Origin of the sequence: Thioalkalivibrio sp. AKL19, from assembly GCF_000420165.1 — a bacterium.
Classification (GTDB): domain Bacteria; phylum Pseudomonadota; class Gammaproteobacteria; order Ectothiorhodospirales; family Ectothiorhodospiraceae; genus Thioalkalivibrio.
In genome coordinates this window covers 116,664-133,244 of record NZ_ATUK01000015.1, presented here as the reverse complement: position 1 = coordinate 133,244, position 16,581 = coordinate 116,664, and the positions used below count along the sequence as shown (strand labels likewise).

The 16,581-nt window shown below is 67.0% G+C and carries 17 protein-coding genes; 8 read left to right on the top strand and 9 right to left on the bottom strand.

Annotated elements, in window-relative coordinates; translation table 11 throughout:
* Positions 1-59: 59 nt before the first annotated feature.
* The 3 genes from F817_RS0111800 to F817_RS14725 form a co-directional block, all read right to left on the bottom strand.
* Complete coding sequence (locus F817_RS0111800) at positions 60-1,460, bottom strand: multicopper oxidase family protein (protein WP_024327846.1); 1,401 nt, start codon at positions 1,458-1,460, stop codon at positions 60-62.
* Positions 1,460-3,079 (bottom strand): TolC family protein, encoded by a 1,620-nt coding sequence (locus tag F817_RS0111795; protein ID WP_024327845.1) that lies wholly within the window; start codon positions 3,077-3,079, stop codon positions 1,460-1,462. Before F817_RS0111795 ends, F817_RS0111800 begins: the two co-directional genes overlap by 1 nt.
* 145 nt (positions 3,080-3,224) lie before the next feature.
* Complete coding sequence (locus F817_RS14725) at positions 3,225-3,599, bottom strand: hypothetical protein (protein WP_231369413.1); 375 nt, start codon at positions 3,597-3,599, stop codon at positions 3,225-3,227.
* Here F817_RS14725 and F817_RS0111790 point away from each other — a divergent pair.
* Positions 3,489-3,731, top strand: coding sequence for a hypothetical protein (locus F817_RS0111790; protein ID WP_231369412.1), 243 nt, complete (start codon positions 3,489-3,491; stop codon positions 3,729-3,731). The two genes, F817_RS14725 and F817_RS0111790, sit on opposite strands and share 111 nt — an antisense overlap.
* A gap of 280 nt (positions 3,732-4,011) precedes the next feature.
* Here F817_RS0111790 and pepN read toward each other — a convergent pair whose 3' ends face one another.
* Positions 4,012-6,645, bottom strand: a complete 2,634-nt coding sequence (gene pepN / locus F817_RS0111785) for an aminopeptidase N (RefSeq protein WP_024327843.1) — start codon at positions 6,643-6,645, stop codon at positions 4,012-4,014.
* Between the two features lie 438 nt (positions 6,646-7,083).
* Between pepN and F817_RS0111780 the strand changes: the two genes are divergently transcribed.
* Both F817_RS0111780 and F817_RS0111775 read left to right on the top strand, forming a co-directional pair.
* Positions 7,084-7,905: a TatD family hydrolase gene (locus F817_RS0111780; protein ID WP_024327842.1), complete on the top strand. Its 822-nt coding sequence runs from the start codon at positions 7,084-7,086 to the stop codon at positions 7,903-7,905.
* 290 nt (positions 7,906-8,195) lie between these two features.
* A complete protein-coding gene (locus F817_RS0111775) occupies positions 8,196-8,741 on the top strand; it encodes a glycine cleavage system protein R (RefSeq protein ID WP_024327841.1) in 546 nt (181 codons plus the stop codon).
* A gap of 59 nt (positions 8,742-8,800) precedes the next feature.
* Here the strand turns inward: F817_RS0111775 and F817_RS0111770 are convergent, their stop codons facing one another.
* From F817_RS0111770 to F817_RS0111750, 5 genes are all read right to left on the bottom strand, one after another.
* Complete coding sequence (locus F817_RS0111770) at positions 8,801-10,285, bottom strand: RimK family protein (protein ID WP_024327840.1); 1,485 nt, start codon at positions 10,283-10,285, stop codon at positions 8,801-8,803.
* Positions 10,278-11,447 carry a GNAT family N-acetyltransferase/peptidase C39 family protein gene (locus tag F817_RS0111765; protein WP_024327839.1) on the bottom strand — a complete coding sequence of 390 codons (1,170 nt, stop codon included), beginning with the start codon at positions 11,445-11,447 and terminating at the stop codon, positions 10,278-10,280. The genes F817_RS0111770 and F817_RS0111765 overlap by 8 nt, the downstream gene beginning before the upstream one ends.
* A gap of 79 nt (positions 11,448-11,526) precedes the next feature.
* Positions 11,527-12,117, bottom strand: coding sequence for an RQC-minor-1 family DNA-binding protein (locus F817_RS0111760; protein ID WP_024327838.1), 591 nt, complete (start codon positions 12,115-12,117; stop codon positions 11,527-11,529).
* Between the two features lie 41 nt (positions 12,118-12,158).
* Complete coding sequence (locus F817_RS0111755) at positions 12,159-13,130, bottom strand: hypothetical protein (protein ID WP_024327837.1); 972 nt, start codon at positions 13,128-13,130, stop codon at positions 12,159-12,161.
* A 103-nt stretch (positions 13,131-13,233) separates the two neighbouring features.
* Positions 13,234-13,902 (bottom strand): haloacid dehalogenase type II, encoded by a 669-nt coding sequence (locus tag F817_RS0111750; RefSeq protein ID WP_024327836.1) that lies wholly within the window; start codon positions 13,900-13,902, stop codon positions 13,234-13,236.
* 130 nt (positions 13,903-14,032) lie between these two features.
* On the opposite strand from F817_RS0111750, the gene F817_RS0111745 reads away from it, so the two are divergent.
* From F817_RS0111745 to F817_RS0111725, 5 genes are all read left to right on the top strand, one after another.
* Entirely contained in the window at positions 14,033-14,257 is a 225-nt protein-coding gene (locus tag F817_RS0111745; RefSeq protein ID WP_024327835.1) for an addiction module protein, read from the top strand.
* The gene (locus tag F817_RS0111740) at positions 14,254-14,553 is read left to right on the top strand and encodes a type II toxin-antitoxin system RelE/ParE family toxin (protein ID WP_024327834.1); all 300 of its coding nucleotides are present in this window, start codon (positions 14,254-14,256) and stop codon (positions 14,551-14,553) included. Before F817_RS0111745 ends, F817_RS0111740 begins: the two co-directional genes overlap by 4 nt.
* A 115-nt stretch (positions 14,554-14,668) precedes the next feature.
* Positions 14,669-14,992 (top strand): BolA family transcriptional regulator, encoded by a 324-nt coding sequence (locus F817_RS0111735; protein WP_018176172.1) that lies wholly within the window; start codon positions 14,669-14,671, stop codon positions 14,990-14,992.
* A gap of 4 nt (positions 14,993-14,996) precedes the next feature.
* Positions 14,997-16,208, top strand: a complete 1,212-nt coding sequence (locus F817_RS0111730; protein WP_029681122.1) for an alkaline phosphatase family protein — start codon at positions 14,997-14,999, stop codon at positions 16,206-16,208.
* 61 nt (positions 16,209-16,269) lie between these two features.
* On the top strand, positions 16,270-16,572 hold the full coding sequence (locus F817_RS0111725; protein WP_024327832.1) for a hypothetical protein: 303 nt from the start codon (positions 16,270-16,272) through the stop codon (positions 16,570-16,572).
* Positions 16,573-16,581 lie beyond the last annotated feature (9 nt).

The following is a 16,581-nucleotide window of genomic DNA, read 5'->3' as shown; positions in this document are numbered from 1 at the left end:
AGGTGTGGGTAACACGGAGGGTCCAACTGGACCCTCCGGCCGGTTTTCCATACCGGAGATTAGTGGTCGTGGCCTCCATGCCCCCCGTGACCGCCATGGCCGTTCGCGTCGCGACTGGGGGTCGGCAGCGCGTCCGAGCCCTCGCCGGCAAGCTTGCCGCGGCGCACCGGATCGCCGAAGTCCGGGTCATCGCTGACCCTTCTGGCGACCTCGCCTTCCGGATGCCAGTACCAGCCCGGGTCACGGAAGTCGCCCGGCTCCAGGTCGTCGCGGACCTTGATCAGGGTGAACATCCCGCCCATGCCGATGCTGCCGAACGGGCCCTGCCCCATGGCCATCGCCAGGGTGTTCTCGGGTCCCTGCATGTGCCCGCCATCAGTGTGCTCCTGGTGGTCGGCCATGCCGTGCTCGCCCATCGCCATGTAGCCGGGCAGGATCGAGCGGATCTCTTCCTCGATACCGGACTGATCCACCCCCAGCGGGTTGGCAATACCGTGCCCCATCGGGTTCATGGTGTGATGCGACATGTGGCAGTGGAAGGCCCAGTCGCCCGGCGGCGCGACGAACTCCACATCGCGGGTCTGCCCGACCCCCACGATCTCGGTGGTCTCCTTGCGCCACTGGTTGCGTGGCCAGCGCCCGCCATCGGAGCCGGTGACCTCGAACGACACCCCGTGCACGTGCATCGGGTGGTTCCACATCGACAGATTGCCCATGCGGATACGCACCCGCTCGCCGGTCTTCGCCACCAGCGAGTCGATGGCCGGGAACACCTTGGAGTTCATCGACCACAGGTCGAAGTCCACCATGATCGACGGATCCGGCGTGCGCGTACCGGGATGCAGACCCCAGTTGTGCAACAGGATCGCGTAGTCGCGGTCCACCGGCTCGATCTCGCCATCCCTCGGATGGATGATGAACATACCCATCATCCCCATCGCCATCTGCACCATCTCGTCCGCATGCGGGTGGTACATGTGCGTGCCGTGCTGGTTCAGCTCGAACTCGTAGACGAAGGTCTCGCCCGGGTGGATCGGCGGCTGGGTCACGCCCTTCACCCCGTCCATGCCCGAGGGCAGGTGGATGCCGTGCCAGTGCACCGAGGTGTACTCGGGCAGCCGGTTGGTCACGTAGATGCGGACACGATCGCCCTCCACCGCCTCGATCGTTGGCCCCGGCGTGGTGCCGTTGTAGCCCCAGCACTTGGCCACCGAACCCGGCGCGAACTCGTGCTCGATCTCCTCGGCCACCAGGTGAAACTCCTTCACCCCGTCGTTCATCGTGTAGGGCAGGGTCCAGCCATTGGGCGTGTGCACCGGCATGTAGCCCTGCTCGGTGCGTTCGCCCGGCGTCTGGTCACCCTCGTTGTGGTGCTCGTGGCCGGTTTCGGCCATCACCCGCGTCAGGGTGGTCGCCGGCAGCAGGGCGCTGGCGGCAATCAGAAAGTTACGGCGTTTCATCAGTGATGCCCTCCATGCCCGTGGTTGGAATGATCGCGGTGGTCCTGGTCCTGCTGACCGTGGTCATCGTGATCCATGCCCTCGTGGCCTTCGTGGCCTTCGTGGCCTTCGTGGCCTTCGTGGCCTTCGCCATGATCCATGCCGCCATGGGCTCCGTGATCTCCGTGATCTCCGTGATCTCCGTGATCCCCGTGGTCACCGTGGTCACCGTGGTCACCGTGGTCACCGTGGTCACCGTGGCCATGATGGGCGTGGTCCATCGCCGCGGGGTCGTGTTCCAGCCCGGAGGTCTCGAAATACCCGGCGCTGCCCGGCTCGCCGCCCGGAAGCTCGCCGGCCACGGCATGCGCCAGCGCGGCGCGCGCCTGCCAGTAGTCGCCCAGGGCCCCGACGGTCTTCTGCCAGTCCGCCAGTTCCTCCTGCTTGATGGCGAGCAGGTCGAACACGTCGTCGAACATGAAGTTCACGCGCTCCTGCAGCCGCTCGGTCGCGACCTCGCGGGCCGGCAGCAACTCGTCCTGCAGGACATCGAAGCGCGCACGATGGTGGGCGAGGCGCTCGAAGTGCTGATGCACGTCATGGGTCACCGCCTGCACCAGCGACTCGCGGCGGGCCTCGCCATCCGCCAGTCGCGCCTCGGCACGGGCAATCCCGGACTGGTTCTGGTTGAAGATCGGCAGGGTGAACGAGATGCCACCGCCCCACAGGCGGGTCCCGTCGCCCTCGCGCTCGAACTCGAGCCCGGGCTCGATATCGCCCATCCAGCGGTAACGCCGCACCAGCGCAACACCCTCGGTCAGTCCCTCCAGGGCATGGTCCAGCGCGCGCAGATCCAGGCGCTGTTCCAGGGCCTGGTCCACCAGGGCCTGGCGCTCCTCGAGCGTATCCAGGGGCAGCGGCAGCTCCTTCGGCAGCTCCCAGTCATGGACTTCGCCCGGCAGCCCCATCAGATGTGCCAGACGCAGGCGCGCCTCGCGTTCGCGCTGGCGGGCATCCTCGAGCTTCAGGCGGGCCTCGGCCGCACGGATACGCAGCTGTGCGCGTTGCAGGTCCGGCATATTGCCGGCGTCATAGAAGCGCTCGCCCAGACGCGCGCCCAGATCAGCCGCGTGAGTCTCCAGGCGCTGAACCTCGGTGCGCTGGCGTGCGGCCACGGCGTCATACCAGGCACGCTCGGTATCGCTGGCCAGGGCAACGATGCCCTCGGCCAGTTGCAGGCGGGTGGACTCCCAGTGGGACTGCGCCATCTCCTGGCGCGAGCCGCGCATCAGCAGCCCGGAGATCCCCCAGGCCAGGCCAACACCGTACTCGTTGCCACCACCACCCTCGGGGCGCATCACCGACAGCGACAGCGAGGGGTTGGAAAACTGCGATGCCTCGACCACGTCGGCCGCGGTCAGATCCAGCTTGGCATAAGCCTGCTGCATGCGCGGGTTGCGCCAGATGGACTGGTGAATGGCCTCGTCGAGCGTCAGCTCGCCGGAGGGTCGGGGCATCTCCGACTCGGGCAGGTCGATCCCCTGCACCGAGATGTCCTCCGCCAGATCGGACCGGTCCAGCTCGGGCGCGGTAACCGCGCAACCGGCGAGGAACAGCACCGACACGACGGGGAGCAGCAATCGGGTCGCTCGCATCGTGAAAATCTCCTTGATTCCGTACTCGATTCCGCACCGTGCGCGAACGCACGACACGGCCATGCCGCCCGCTGCTGCGGATCACCCAGGCAGCACGGGCAGGAACCGGCCAAACGGCCGGCAGTCGGGATCAGGAGAGGATTGGAGGGCGGTGTAACGCGGCCGTGGAAGGACCGCTCTGAAAGGAATGCAGGTTTGCGCCCGGCGCTTCGGTCGCCACCACACTCATGCCGGTGATGGACGGCATGCCCTGACAGTGGCTACAGGCGGCGCAGGCAGCCAGACAAGCCGCATCCACGCAATCGGCATGTACGAGCAACTCGCTGGCCTGAGAATGTCCCGATGGCACAGGATCGGGACCCTGCGACGAATCGGCGGGGTCCGCCCGGTCGCCATGCACATGGTGATGATGGGCAGCGTCGCGCCCGTGATCGTGGGCCCCGTGCTCGGCGTCGCCCTTGAACTGGGCACCATGCATCGCGTGCCCGGCGTGACCGTCTTCCACACCCACACCCACAGCCGCGGCCAGCGCCGGCAGGCCGGCAATCGCCAGCACCAGCATCCAGCACAACAGTCGGTGGAAGACCCGTTTCACGTCGGTCCGAACCTCGTCTCGAGGGGTGTCGCACCCCTGTAACCTGACATCAACCTACCACAAGCCACAGCCACCTGCGGACGCAACCCCGACGTGCGAACGGCCCCGCACCGGGGCCACCCACGGAGATCGCCACGTCGCTTCGCGACTCGCGATGACAAGCTTCCAGCCCCGTCGTCGCGAGGATCCGAAGGCGACGCGGCAACCCCCGGACCAAGCCCCGGCGCCGGATCGGCGAGAGGGCACGCCTCCTACAGATCGGGGGCTGCCCCCTTGGCGATCAGGGCCTATCCTGCACCCCATCGGCCAGAGGGCTGGACTCCTACGCCAGCGCGCGTTCGATCACGTCACGCAGGTCGCGCGAGAGTTCGAGTGCGGCCAGGCGCTCGAGTTCCCTGCGCATCTGCTCGCCACGGGCGGTGTCCACCTTGCGCCAGCGCGTCAGCGGCTGGGCCAGGCGTGCGGCGGTCTGCGGGTTCATCGCGTCCAGCTTCTCGACGAAGCCGCCCATGCGGCGGTAGCCCTCGCCGTCGTCCTGGTGGAAGTGGCGCTCGTTGCGCGCCATGAACGGCCCGAGCACCGCGCGCACGCGGTTCGGGTTGGTCCAGCGAAAGCCGGGGTGCTCCAGCAGCGCGTCCAGGCGCTCGAAACCGCCGGCGACCTGGCTGCCGGCCTGCAGCCCGAAGTACTTGTCCAGCACCAGCGGATCGTCGCGGTAGCGCTTTGCGAAATCCGCCAGCAGCACCTGGCGCGCCTCGTGGTCCAGCTCGTTGACCGCGTTCAGTGCGCCCATGCGCATGGTCTGGCTGCGCGCCTTCTGGTACTGCGCCAGGGCCTCCGGCACCGCGGCCTGGTCGCGCGCGGCGACGCGCAGCGCCAGCAGCCGGTTGCGCAGCTGGCGCCGGCCCATGGCCTCGGCGGTGAACGCACCGTTGTCGACGTCATCCAGCTTCGGCTGGATTTGCTGCATCGCCTCGGTCAGCGGCATGTACAGGCGCTTCTCCAAGTCGTCGCGCTCGTTGCGCAGGCGCACCGGATCCACGCGCTCGAACAGCTCGGCCAGCTCGCGGGTCGGCGGCAGCTGCAGGATAGTCGCCAGCAGCACCGGCTCGATCGCCTCGTCGCGCAGCAGCGCCGCCAGGGCATGCTCGATCGCCGCCTCCAGCGCGGTGTCGGCCGCATCGTGGTCAATGCGTGACCGGATCGCACGGCGGAACAGCGTCTGCGCCGCCTCCCAGCGGGCGAAGGCGTCGTCGTCATAGGCCAGCAGGTGGGCCAGCTCGTCCACGCCCTGGTTAGCGTTCAGGATCACCGGGGCGGAGAAGCCGCGCAGCCAGGAGATCGCGGCGAGCGAATCGGACAGCGCCTCGAAGCGGAAGGTCTGCTCGCGCTCGCTCAATTCCAGCACCCACTCGTCCTGCACCTCGCCGCCTTGCTGGTGGGCCGTGATGCGCTGCCCGTCGGCATCCAGAAAGGCCACCCGCATCGGGATCACGACCGGCTCCTTGCGCTCCTGCCCTGGAGTTGGCGGCGTTTCCTGCGTGAGCGTGATGCGCGCCTGGCCGCCGGGGCCGTCAAACGACGTCGCGGCCGTCACTCGCGGCGTGCCGGCCTGGGTGTACCAGCGCTTGAAACGGGACAGGTCGCGCCCGCTGACCTCGGCCATCACCGCGACAAAGTCGTCGGTCGTCACCGCCTGGCCGTCGAAGCGCTCGAAATAGACATCCAGTCCGCGGCGGAAGGTCTCGCGCCCGATCAGGGTGCGCAGCATGCGGATCAGCTCCGCACCCTTTTCGTACACCGTCAGGGTGTAGAAATTGTTGATTTCGGCGTAGTGGTCCGGGCGCACCGGGTGCGCCAGCGGGCCGGCGTCCTCCGGGAACTGGAAAGCGCGCAGCATGGCCACGTCGTCGATGCGCTTCACGCCGAACAGGGTGCAGTCGGTGGTGAACTCCTGGTCACGGAAGACCGTGAGCCCCTCCTTCAGCGACAGCTGGAACCAGTCGCGGCAGGTCACGCGGTTGCCCGACCAGTTGTGGAAGTACTCGTGGGCGATCACCGACTCGATGGCGACGAAGTCGTCATCCGTGGCGGTGTCGGGACTGGCCAGCACGTACTTGGCGTTGAACAGGTTGAGCCCCTTGTTCTCCATCGCCCCCATATTGAAGTCGTCCACCGCGACGATCATGTACACATCCAGATCATATTCGCGGCCGAAGGCCTCCTCATCAAAGCGCATCGCGCGCTTCAGCGAGGCCAGCGCGTGGTCGCAGCGATCGGCGTTGTGTGCCTCCACGTACAGCTCGAGCGCCACCTCACGCCCGGACATCGTGGTGAAGGTGTCGCGCTGGCAGGCCAGATCGCCCGCGACCAGCGCGAACAGGTACGACGGCTTGAGGAACGGGTCCTCCCACACGGCGTAATGCCGGCCACCGTCCAGCTCGCCGGCCTCCACCCGGTTACCGTTCGCCAGCAGTACCGGGTATTGCACCCGGTCCGCCTCCAGTCGCACGCGATACGTTGTCAGTACGTCCGGCCGATCGGGGAAGAACGTGATGCGGCGAAATCCCTCCGGCTCGCACTGGGTACAGAGGTTGCCGCTGGAGGCGTACAAGCCCTCAAGCTGAGTGTTCTGCTCCGGGTGGCAACGACTGACGATCTCCAGCCGCGCGGCCTCCGGCAGGCCATGGAGCAACAAGCCCTCGGCGTCCTGTTCCAGCAAACCCTCGGCCGGCTTGGCGCCGTCCACCGTGAACGAGACCAGCTCCACACCATCGCCATACAGCCGCAGCGGTGCATCCGGCTCCACCGCCTCCGGGTTGCGCCGCACCGCCATGCGCGTCGTCACCTCGGTGGCTGCCGCCGCCAGATCAAAGTCCAGCTCCAGGCGCTCCACCAAAAACGCCGGCGGCTGATAGTCACTCAGATAAACCGCCTGGGGACTCGCATCACGCATTCCAAACTCCAAATCAAAAGCACTGCACAAGGTTTAACACGCCGACGCGGCCTCAGCCCCAAACCCGGACCACCACCCCGTCATTGCGAGGCCCCGCAAGGGGCCGTCGCAACCTCCATCCGAAACCCCCGCGTTTCTCCGTCCCAGCGCAGGGCCACCCCCACAGATCGCCACGTCGCTGCGCTCCTCGCGATGACGTGCTCCCCGCCCCCGTCATTGCGAGGTGCCGCAGGCGACGAAGCAATCTCCTGAAGCTGGCGAAGCGGCGGTTCGAGAGCTCCAGTGGTCTCGGACGGAAGTCACTCGCTGCGCTCGCCCTTCGGGCCAGCCTGCGGCCGTTCAACGCGCTTCGCGCTTTTGTGCCACGGCGGTGGCGACCCCTCGCAATGAAAGCCCCGGGAACTGGCACCACGCGTCCAATCCGTTAGCATACCGCGCATGGAATGGATCGATATCTGCTTTAACCTCACCCACGAATCGTTCAACAAGGAACGCGACGAGGTCCTCGAGCGCGCCCGCGAGGCCGGTGTCTCCTGGATGCTGATCACCGGCGCCGACGCCCACCAGAGCGAAAAGTGCCTGGAGATCGCCGACCGCTACCCGGACTGCTGCCGCGCCACCCTGGGCGTGCATCCGCATCTCGCCAGACAGTGGACCGACGCGATCGCCGCGCGGTTCAGTGACCTCGCCCGCACGGACGCCAATGTGGTCGCGATGGGCGAAATGGGGCTGGACTATAACCGCGACCACTCGCCGCGCCCGCAGCAGCGCAGCGCCTTCGAGGCCCAGCTGGAGCTGGCCACCGACCTCGGTCTGCCGGTGTTCCTGCACGAACGTGACGCCCACCACGACTTCGCCCAGATCCTGCGCCGCTGGCGCGACAAGGTGCCGGCCGCAGTGGTGCACTGCTTCACCGGCGAGGCCGACGCCCTGGCCGAATACCTCGACCTCGACTGCCACATCGGCATCACCGGCTGGGTCTGCGACGAACGCCGCGGCCACCACCTGCACCCGCTGGTCCCGCGCATCCCGCGCGGCCGCCTGATGATCGAGACCGACGCACCCTACCTCCTGCCGCGCAGCCTGCCCAAGGGCACCGGCAAGAAGATCGGCAACGGTCGCCGCAACGAGCCCGCCTTCCTCCCCCACATCGGCGAATACGTGGCCAAACTGCGCGACGAGACCACCGAAGAACTCGCCACCCACACCACCGCCACCGCCCGCGCCTTCTACAACCTCCCCGAAACCGCGGATGCCTGACGCGCACGGGCCGTAGCGGTCGGGCTTGGCTGGGGCAACCAGCCAGACCTGAACCCGTGGTCCGCGGCAAGACAATTTGGACGCCAAAATCGCGCCCCCAAGCCCGAAACCGGGCCGCTCTGCGTTGCCTTTTTTGGTGTTTTCCGATGGTTACCGTGGCCCAACCCCGTCATGCCTTCCGTATGCCTTTGCCCGCATCAATCTGCGGGCCGCCAGTGGCCGCGTTGCCTCCGCTCGCAACCGCGCGCAGGATGTTTGGTCCGAAAGCGATTGGCGTGAGGGACGTGCGTATGAAGACTTCGATCATTTTGACGGTGATTGGGCCGGACCGACCGGGGCTGGTCAGCGCGGTGGCGGCCCGGGCACGGGCAGCGGGCGGCAACTGGCTGGAGAGCCGCATGGCGCAGCTGGCCGGGCAGTTTGCCGGGGTGGTGCTGCTGGAGGCCGAAACGGATGTTGCCGACAACCTGGAATCGGCGCTGCGCGAGTTGGAGGGGGATGGGCTGCAGGTCCAGATTCAGCGCGGGAGCGATATTTCGGCACCGGTCCGGCATCACGTCATGCTCGATCTGGTCGGACACGACCGGCCGGGGATCGTGCAGGACATCACCGCTGTCCTCGCGCGCCACAGCGTAGGCGTGGAAACCCTGGACACGGCCTGCGAGCCCGCCTCGATGACCGGCGAACCGATGTTCCACGCGCAGGCGCAACTCGGCGTCCCCGAAGGCGTGGATCTGGATACCCTGCAGGACGACCTCGAGGCGCTCGCCAACGAGCTGATGGTCGACCTCGAACTCCACGACCCGCAACGCGAACAGCCCGAAGCCGCAGCCTGACCTGGAACCCGAACAACCTCGACACCCCTCGCCCGCAACGAGCGCGCCGGAAAGCCTCGTCAGGGTGCGGCGCGGTGGCGGCGGGCGGCGTCGAGGCGGCGGACGAAGTCCTGCATCAGGGTGGTGTAGAGGGCTTCGCCGAGGACCTTGTCCTCGATGCCGGCGTCGAGGTTGGGGTTGTCGTTGACCTCGATCACCATCACGCCGCGCGGGGTCTGCTTGAGGTCGACGCCGTAGAGGCCGTCGCCGATCAGGTTGGCGGCCTTGACGGCGGTCTTGACCACCGCCGCGGGCACGTCGGCCAGGGCCTGGGTGCGAAAGCCGCCCTCGCGCGCGCCGCCCTTGGCGTCGTGGTTGACGATCTGCCAGTGTTTGCGCGACATCAGGTATTGCGAGGCGTACAGCGGCTGGCGGTTGAGCACGCCGATGCGCCAGTCGAACTCGGTGTAGACGAACTCCTGGGCGAGGATCAGATCGCTCTCCTTGAGCAGGCGCCGAGCGATGGATTCCAGCTCGCCGCGGTCGTTCGCCTTGAATACGCCGCGCGAAAAGCTGCCGTCCGGGATCTTGAGCACTACGGGATAGCCGATCGATTCCTCGGCGCGCAGGATGGTCTCGCGGTTGAGGATCACCGTCTTCGGCGTGGGCACGCGATGAGCAGCCAGGCGCTCGGCCAGGTAGACCTTGTTGGTGCAGCGCAGGATGGAGTCGGCGTCGTCGATCACCACCATGCCCTCGGCCTCGGCCTTGCGCGCGAAACGATAGGTGTAGTGGTCGATCGCCGTGGTCTCGCGAATGAACAGGGCATCGAACTCCGCCAGCCGGGGCAGGTCGCGCGCCTGGATCAGCTCGACATCCATCCCCTGCTCCTGTCCGGCGCGGGCGAAACGCTTGAGTGTGGCCGGCGTGGACGGGGCCAGGGCCTCGTCCGGGTTGTGCAGGATGGCCAGCTCGTAGCGCGCGCTGCGTGCCCCGCGGCGGCGTCGCCAGGGTTTGGAGAGGTAGCGCTCCAGCGCGGCGAAGAAGGACGGCTCCTGCTCGGGCTCGAGCGCGTTCAGCGCGAACGGGCGCAGGGCGTGAATCTGCCAGCGCCCCTGCAGACGGAACTCCACCCGGAACATCGGCGCGGGGAACAGGGCGAACAGCTGCCCGGCGATCTCCTGCAGCGCCGGCTCGTCGCACTGGCCGAACAGCACAGTCAGTTCCAGGCGCTCGGGTTGCACGCCCTGGCGGCTGCGCCCGAGGACGCGCGCGACGCGCTCGTCCAGCTCCTCGGTATCCAGGCTGTAGATCGACTTGCGCGACAGGTCCTGCAGGGTGCGCACGCTGGGGATCACGCGATGCCCGCGCGCCTCCGCCAGCAGCGAGCCGTAGTAGCCGGCCGACAGGTAGCGCTGGCTGCGGCACAGGTTGATCACCCGCAGGGTGGTGGGGTCGTCGACCGCCGGGCCGCGCAGGTAGTCGTCGATCGCCATCACCGGCAGGTCGGGGAAGTGCGGCTTCCAGTCCGCCCGGCGCTCGACCAGGATACGGTGCTCAGGCATGCGCCACCCCTGGCGTCTTGCGGGGGCCGACGATCACCGCCGCCTGCAACCCCGCGCGCCCATAGCGCGCCATGCGCTCGAAGTCTGCGCGGGCGATCGGCATGTTGACCGAATCCAGCGCGCGCTCGCCCTGCTCGGCGTCCACGAACGGGTCGTGCACGTAGACAAAGCGCTCGTCGAACCCGGTCACCGTCACCCAGTGCGGGAAGCGTTCGGCATACAGTCGCACGCTGCTGATCAGTACGACCGGCACCCCACCCTCGGCAGAGCGTGCCTCCAGTTTGGCCACGTTCACCGGACCGTGCACCACGGGCACGCCGAGTTGTTCCAGCTCCTCGATCATCTCTTCCTGCACCAGCTGCATGACCTGCTTCTTCTCCGCACTGCGCACCGAATCCGCGAACGCCACGCCGCGATCGCGCACCAGCAGCTCCACCTCGAACCCGCGATGGGCGGCCGCCAATGCCAGCCCGTAGGGCCCGCAACCGCCGTGGCCGGAGGTCATGAAGATGGTAGTGGCGTCACGCCACAGGCGCAGTTCCAGGCGCCGGTCCAGCTTCAGGTCCGGGTCGATGGCGCGCATCGCCATCATCAGCGCGGCCGGGCCGCAGGTGAACTCCAGCGTCTGCGCGTAGTACGGTGCGCGCACCAGCGCCGGATCGGGACCGGGCGCCAGCGACTTTTGCAGCCGCAGCGCATCCATATGGTCTTCGTAGTAGTCGTCGATGGTGCCGAAGTCGCGATACCCCAGCCCACGGAACAACGCCTGACTGGCCGCGTTGTCACGCCGCACCTCCAGGCGCAGATCGGTCCGGCCATGATCCCGCGTCACCTCCTCCGCCGCCTCCACCAGGCGCCGCCCGAGCCCTTGCCCGCGCGCCCGCGCGCTGACCGCGATGGAGTACAGCCGCGCAAGCGACGTGCCCCGGCTGAACAATAGCATCACATAGCCAAGCAGGCCCTCACCAGCCGTGCCCTCTGCCACCAGCGTAGCGGCATGCCCGCGCGTCAGCAGGTAGCGAAACTGCCGCCGCGAGATGCGATCGACCTCGAACGCCGCCTGTTCCAGCGCCACAAGCGCCTCCAGATCCTCCAGCGTGGCCGCACGAATCAGGGGCGATTCCACTGCGGGCGCGACCCGTTGCTTGACCTGCTGGCTCACACTCCTCTCCCGGCGGCTGCCCGATCTCCATCGTACTCCACGGCCACGCATGGAGTGACGGCAAGCACCGAGAAAAAGGCTACTCGGATCCAGCCGTTCTCGCTGCCTGGAGCTGCGCGATGACCGAACGAATGCGCTGACGAACTTTGCGGTAGTCGATCTCCCCCCAGGCCTGCAACAACGCGATGAAGTCGGGATCATGTGAGGCCTCGACGAGATCCAGCAAGCGCCAGATCATCGACCGGTTGCGATCGCGCAGCATCTCCACCTCGAACGGCGGGCCACGCCGGGCGTTCTCGGCCATCTGATCGAACAGCTCCCGCGCGCGAACCTCCCGCTCGATGGCCCAGCCTCGGTCCGTGAACACCAGCAAAGGCAAGCGACCGTCGTACTCGATCGCCAGCCAGCCACCCACGATGGCCCGATCGATCCGCGCGAGGGTCTCGTCTTCGGAAAGGGAGCGGTAGAAACCATGCGCAGGGTTGTCATCCAGGCCGAGTTCCAGGACCTTCTTCGCCCGTGATCCCTTCAACACCTTGGCCAGCAGGTTCCGCCCACCGGACATGATCAGGTCGTCCGCCGCGCGGAGGATGGCGCGCAACTCCTCGTCCGAGAGGTCGTCCGAGCAAGGACGCAGTTGCAAGGAGACGCGATGACGGGAACGGCTCATGTCGCCTCAACCTCCAGAAACACCCCGTTTCCCCATTGACCTCAACCTGGGACTTTCCAGGTCACGGCCTGATCATAAAATGCACTCTTGCGGACCTCTCGGGTTCGCTCGAATGCCAGCAGGGAATCGGGCTCGTCCGGATCGTCGCGTTCTTCGATCAGGCCGAAGGGGTGAGCAAACCGCATAAAGGTCCGAAGGGGCCAGACATTACGCAGCACCTCCTGCGCGCTGAAGGGGCCGTCGTATTCGTCCGCCTCGTCCAGCGCCACCGGGAAGGCCCGCTCGAAGGCATCGATGTAGAACGATACGGGGCGCCACTCATCGCCAAAACGTGCAAGCAGATACAGAGAAAACAGCGCCCCCTGCTGGACAGTCGGCAGGGGCGGATACCCGTCCTGGTAGGCCCAGTTGAACTCGCGGGTATGCCAGCGCAGCAGTTCGCGAAAGATTGACGCCCAATCCCCGCGCTCGATTTTCTGTTGCGTCGAGCGGGTCAGTTGCAGCCGCCCGCGGTATTTCCGCCCAAGCCCGCTCATCTGCACCAGCAACCGGGTCACATGCAGTTCCGGGAAATCATCCTCCTTGCGCCGCGACCCGGGGTGCCACTCCGGTTCCAGCCCCGCGGCTTCCACCGCGGCCCACGCATCTGCCACGACTCGAAGCGGAAGATTGCCTTTTGGAGTCAACGGGATGCCGCCCTCTGCACGAATGGTATCCGCCAACACGCGGAACAGCACACTCATCACGGTGGTCGGACATTCCGCTACACCCTCGGCAAAACTCACCAGCTCCGGGTGCTCGAACGGTGAATAAAGGAGTGCCCCCATCTGCTCGGGCGACAAGCCCGCGAAGTCGTCCAGCGGCCGGGCATTCACCTCGGCGACGGCAGCGGCCACTACCGCATCCCTTTCGGCTCGGTCACCAGGGGAGTCCTGCGCCAGGGACTGTTCGATCGCCGCGACGATCGCGTTCATTTCATCCTCGCGCGGTGGGTTCGTACCGGATTTCTTCATGAATGGATACCTCGCGACGGCGGAGGCTGCCGGGCCGTGTATGGATCAATCCTGAAGACAAGGCTAAACCGGATCGCCACTTCCAATCATCCATGCATCGAGACTAACGCAGTACCCCGGCCAGCCCAGCGAGGCTGCCGATGGTGGCCGTGGGATCCCCGCCCCAAGGGTCGAACAGACCCTGCCGCGCCCGGTCGACCCAGACCGTGCACATACCCGCAGCCTGCGCGCCAATCACGTCGAAGGGGTTGCCTGAAACCAGCCATGCCTGCTGGGGCAGCACATTCGCCCGCTGCAGGAAATGCCGGTACACGCGCGGGTCCGGTTTGAAGCAGCCAATCTCGTCCACACTGACGAGATCCTCGAAGCGATCCGCCAGCCCGGCGTTCCGCAGCAGCCCGCTGACCGTCTCGGCCGTCCCGTTGGAGAACGCAAACAGCCGGTGCCCATCCGCGCGCAGCGCATCCAGGGCCGGTCCCGCATCGGCAAACGCCGGGAGCTCTTGATACCGCCGCAACAACTCCGCCTCCTGCTCCGGTTCGAGCGCGATATCCAACGCCTGGCAGCAATAGCGCAGCGCCTGCTCGGTACAGGTATCGAAGTCCGCATACGCCCCCATCAGCCCGCGCCGGAAGGTGTATTCCAGCTGCTTCTCGCGCCAGGCACGCGCCAGCACAGGTGCCCGCTCGCCGATCCAGCCTTCGAGCGTCGCCGCAATCCCCTGCGTATCGATCAGCGCCCCGTACACATCGAACGCCAGTGTCTGTCGCATCATCACCTCCCGGGAGCGGGAACCACCTGCTTCATGCCGGCCACAATGGCGCCCTCTCGCACTACCATGCCAGTATGAGCAGACACCTTGCTCCGGCCATCGCCCACAGCGATGTCACGAGGATGATGACATGAAGATCAAAGACCTCATCGACGAAGCCGAGTCCCTACCCGTGGAGGACCGCGCCCTGGTAGTCGATTCTCTCCTGCGCAGCCTGAACCCGCCCGATGCGGGTGTAGACCGAAAATGGGCGGCAGTCTCCCGAAAACGCCTGGAAGAGATCCGGTCTGGCACGGTCGCGGCCATTCCGGGCGAGCAGGTCTTCGAGAAGATATGGCACCGGTTTGAACGATGAGTTTTCGCTTTCATCCGGAAGCGGAGCAAGAACTCACGGAAGCCGTCCAGTACTACGAAGAAATCGAGCCCGGACTCGGGAACGATTTTGCGGTTGAAGTGTTTGCAGCGGTGCAACGCGCCCTCGCTTATCCGCGCGCATGGACGGTTCTCGAGGGCGAAGTACGGCGCTCGTTCGTGAAGCGATTTCCGTACGGAGTCCTTTACACAGAAGACGAGGACGCTGTTCTGATTCTCGCCATCATGCACCTGCATCGTGATCCGGACTATTGGAAGACCCGCGCACCGGGCGCGTAATCCCGGCCTTCCGGGCACGGCAGCCATGCGGCCCACAGAGGATCTGGACATGCGTTGCCGACACGGCAGACTGGACACGTTGGTTGACCCACCATTCGAAGCACTGGAGTCGTCGATGACTATGCAGGAGACCATTAGCCGGAAGCTGGAGGAACGCTTTGCGCCCGAGCATCTGGAGGTGGTGAACGAGAGCCACATGCACAACGTGCCGCCGGGTTCGGAGTCGCACTTCAAGGTGACCGTGGTATCCGAGGCCTTTCGCGACCAGAAGCTGATCGCGCGGCACCGGCTGGTGAACCAGGCCCTGGCCGACGAGCTGGCCGGGGGCATCCACGCCTTGGCGCTGCACACCCTGGACCCGGACCAGTGGTTCGAGCGCGCCGGAAAGGTCGCGGATTCCCCGCCCTGCATGGGCGGCGACGGCGGCGCGAAGGCCTGAGGTCTTGTCGGTCACTGCCACCCCAACGGCCCACTCGGCCGTGGACGCCATCCTGTGCGCGCGGCTGGAATCCCCCGGGCTGATGGACCTGCTCGGCCAGATCGAGGCCAGCCTGAACCCGGCGGCCAGCCACCCGCCGCTGCCGGGCGCATCCGAGCACCTGGGGGCGGACCGCCACATCGTGCTTTGGCTGATCGACGGCTTTGCCACGCGCTATCGCCGCCACACGCCGCTGCTGGGCGCGGACTACGTGACCGACCTCGAAACCGTGTTCCCCAGCACCACGGCCACCGCGATCACCAGCATCCTGACCGGCCGCCATCCGGCGCAGCACGGCCTGCTCGGCTGGCACACCCGCCTGTCCGCCGCCGAGCGCACGCTGACCGTGCTCATGGGCCAGGAGCGCGACAGCGAAGACCGCATCAACACGCTCGGCTACCGCGAACTGACCGGCCGCGTGCAACCCGACCGCCTGAGCGACCGGCTGGGCTGCGGCATGACCTGCATCGGCCCGGAATGGATTGGCGACACGCCGTACAACCGCATGATGAATGGCGGCGCGGACTTCATCGGCTTCGAGGACCTGTCCGAGCTGCCGGCGCGGGTGGCCGCGCACGTGAACGCGACACCGGGGCCGCATTTCACCTACGTGTACTGGTCGGAGCTGGACCACCTGGGCCACGAATACGGCCCGGAGAGCCCGGAGGTGGAGCGCCATCTGAAACAGCTGGACCTGGCCTATACCGCGACCTGCGCGCAGATCCAGCGCCCGGAGAGCGTGTTCCTGACCACCGCCGACCACGGCATGCGTACCATGGAGCGCCGGCTGGACCTGCGCGAGCACCCGGCGGTCCAGGCCTGTCTGCGCCACCGCCTGACCGGCGAACCCCGCGCCGCCCTCGCCCACGTGCGCGAGGGACGTGACGCAGACTTCCTCGCCGCCCTGCACGCCGCATTTGGCGATGACGTCGCCGTGGTACCCGCCGCCGACTGGCTGGAACCCGGCGCGCAGGACCGAACTCTGGGCCACGGCCCGGAACATCCCGAACTGCGCGCGCGGGCGGGCGACTACCTGCTGCTGCCCGCCGAGGACGCCTACCTGGTGGACCCGCCGGCGGACGACGAGGGCCCGTTCTTCGTCGGCGCCCACGGCGGGCTGTCCCCGGAGGAGCGCCATATTCCCCTGTTTCTTCGGAATATCGGGCAGACGCGGTAAACTGCGGGGTTTGCCCGCGGTCGAATGATCGCGGCTTGCCGTAAACCGATTTCGAGATCCCATGAACGACACCGCCGACCAGACCTACAACAACGCCGCCCAGCACCTGATCGAGCTGGCCAACCGCCTGGCCGACGACGGCCAGGCCGACGAGACCGGCGACGTTGCCGACGGCCTGCTGGCCGGTGCCGTGCATTTCTGGCTGTACAGCCGCCAGCCCTGCGGCGATCCGTTGTGCCAGGACTGCGCCCCGTTCGCGGATGCCGAGAGCCGTCTGGCCATGCTGCACGAGCTGATCGACGAGCTGGCGCGCGACAGCGACTATTTCCACGCCACCACCGACACCACCGTCGGCCACGCCTGACCCCGCCGG

Excerpts from the sequence above, each read along its gene's own strand:
- pepN (WP_024327843.1), bottom strand. The coding sequence starts at position 6,645 with ATGCGTGATGCGAGTCCCCAGGCGGTTTATCTGAGTGACTATCAGCCG.
- F817_RS0111780 (WP_024327842.1), top strand. The coding sequence starts at position 7,084 with ATGGAATGGATCGATATCTGCTTTAACCTCACCCACGAATCGTTCAAC.
- F817_RS0111750 (WP_024327836.1), bottom strand. The coding sequence starts at position 13,902 with ATGCGACAGACACTGGCGTTCGATGTGTACGGGGCGCTGATCGATACG.
- F817_RS0111790 (WP_231369412.1), top strand. The coding sequence starts at position 3,489 with ATGCACATGGTGATGATGGGCAGCGTCGCGCCCGTGATCGTGGGCCCC.
- F817_RS0111740 (WP_024327834.1), top strand. The coding sequence starts at position 14,254 with ATGAGTTTTCGCTTTCATCCGGAAGCGGAGCAAGAACTCACGGAAGCC.
- F817_RS0111725 (WP_024327832.1), top strand. The coding sequence starts at position 16,270 with ATGAACGACACCGCCGACCAGACCTACAACAACGCCGCCCAGCACCTG.
- F817_RS0111800 (WP_024327846.1), bottom strand. The coding sequence starts at position 1,460 with ATGAAACGCCGTAACTTTCTGATTGCCGCCAGCGCCCTGCTGCCGGCG.
- F817_RS0111760 (WP_024327838.1), bottom strand. The coding sequence starts at position 12,117 with ATGAGCCGTTCCCGTCATCGCGTCTCCTTGCAACTGCGTCCTTGCTCG.
- F817_RS0111745 (WP_024327835.1), top strand. The coding sequence starts at position 14,033 with ATGAAGATCAAAGACCTCATCGACGAAGCCGAGTCCCTACCCGTGGAG.
- F817_RS0111735 (WP_018176172.1), top strand. The coding sequence starts at position 14,669 with ATGACTATGCAGGAGACCATTAGCCGGAAGCTGGAGGAACGCTTTGCG.
- F817_RS0111755 (WP_024327837.1), bottom strand. The coding sequence starts at position 13,130 with ATGAAGAAATCCGGTACGAACCCACCGCGCGAGGATGAAATGAACGCG.
- F817_RS0111770 (WP_024327840.1), bottom strand. The coding sequence starts at position 10,285 with ATGCCTGAGCACCGTATCCTGGTCGAGCGCCGGGCGGACTGGAAGCCG.
- F817_RS0111775 (WP_024327841.1), top strand. The coding sequence starts at position 8,196 with ATGAAGACTTCGATCATTTTGACGGTGATTGGGCCGGACCGACCGGGG.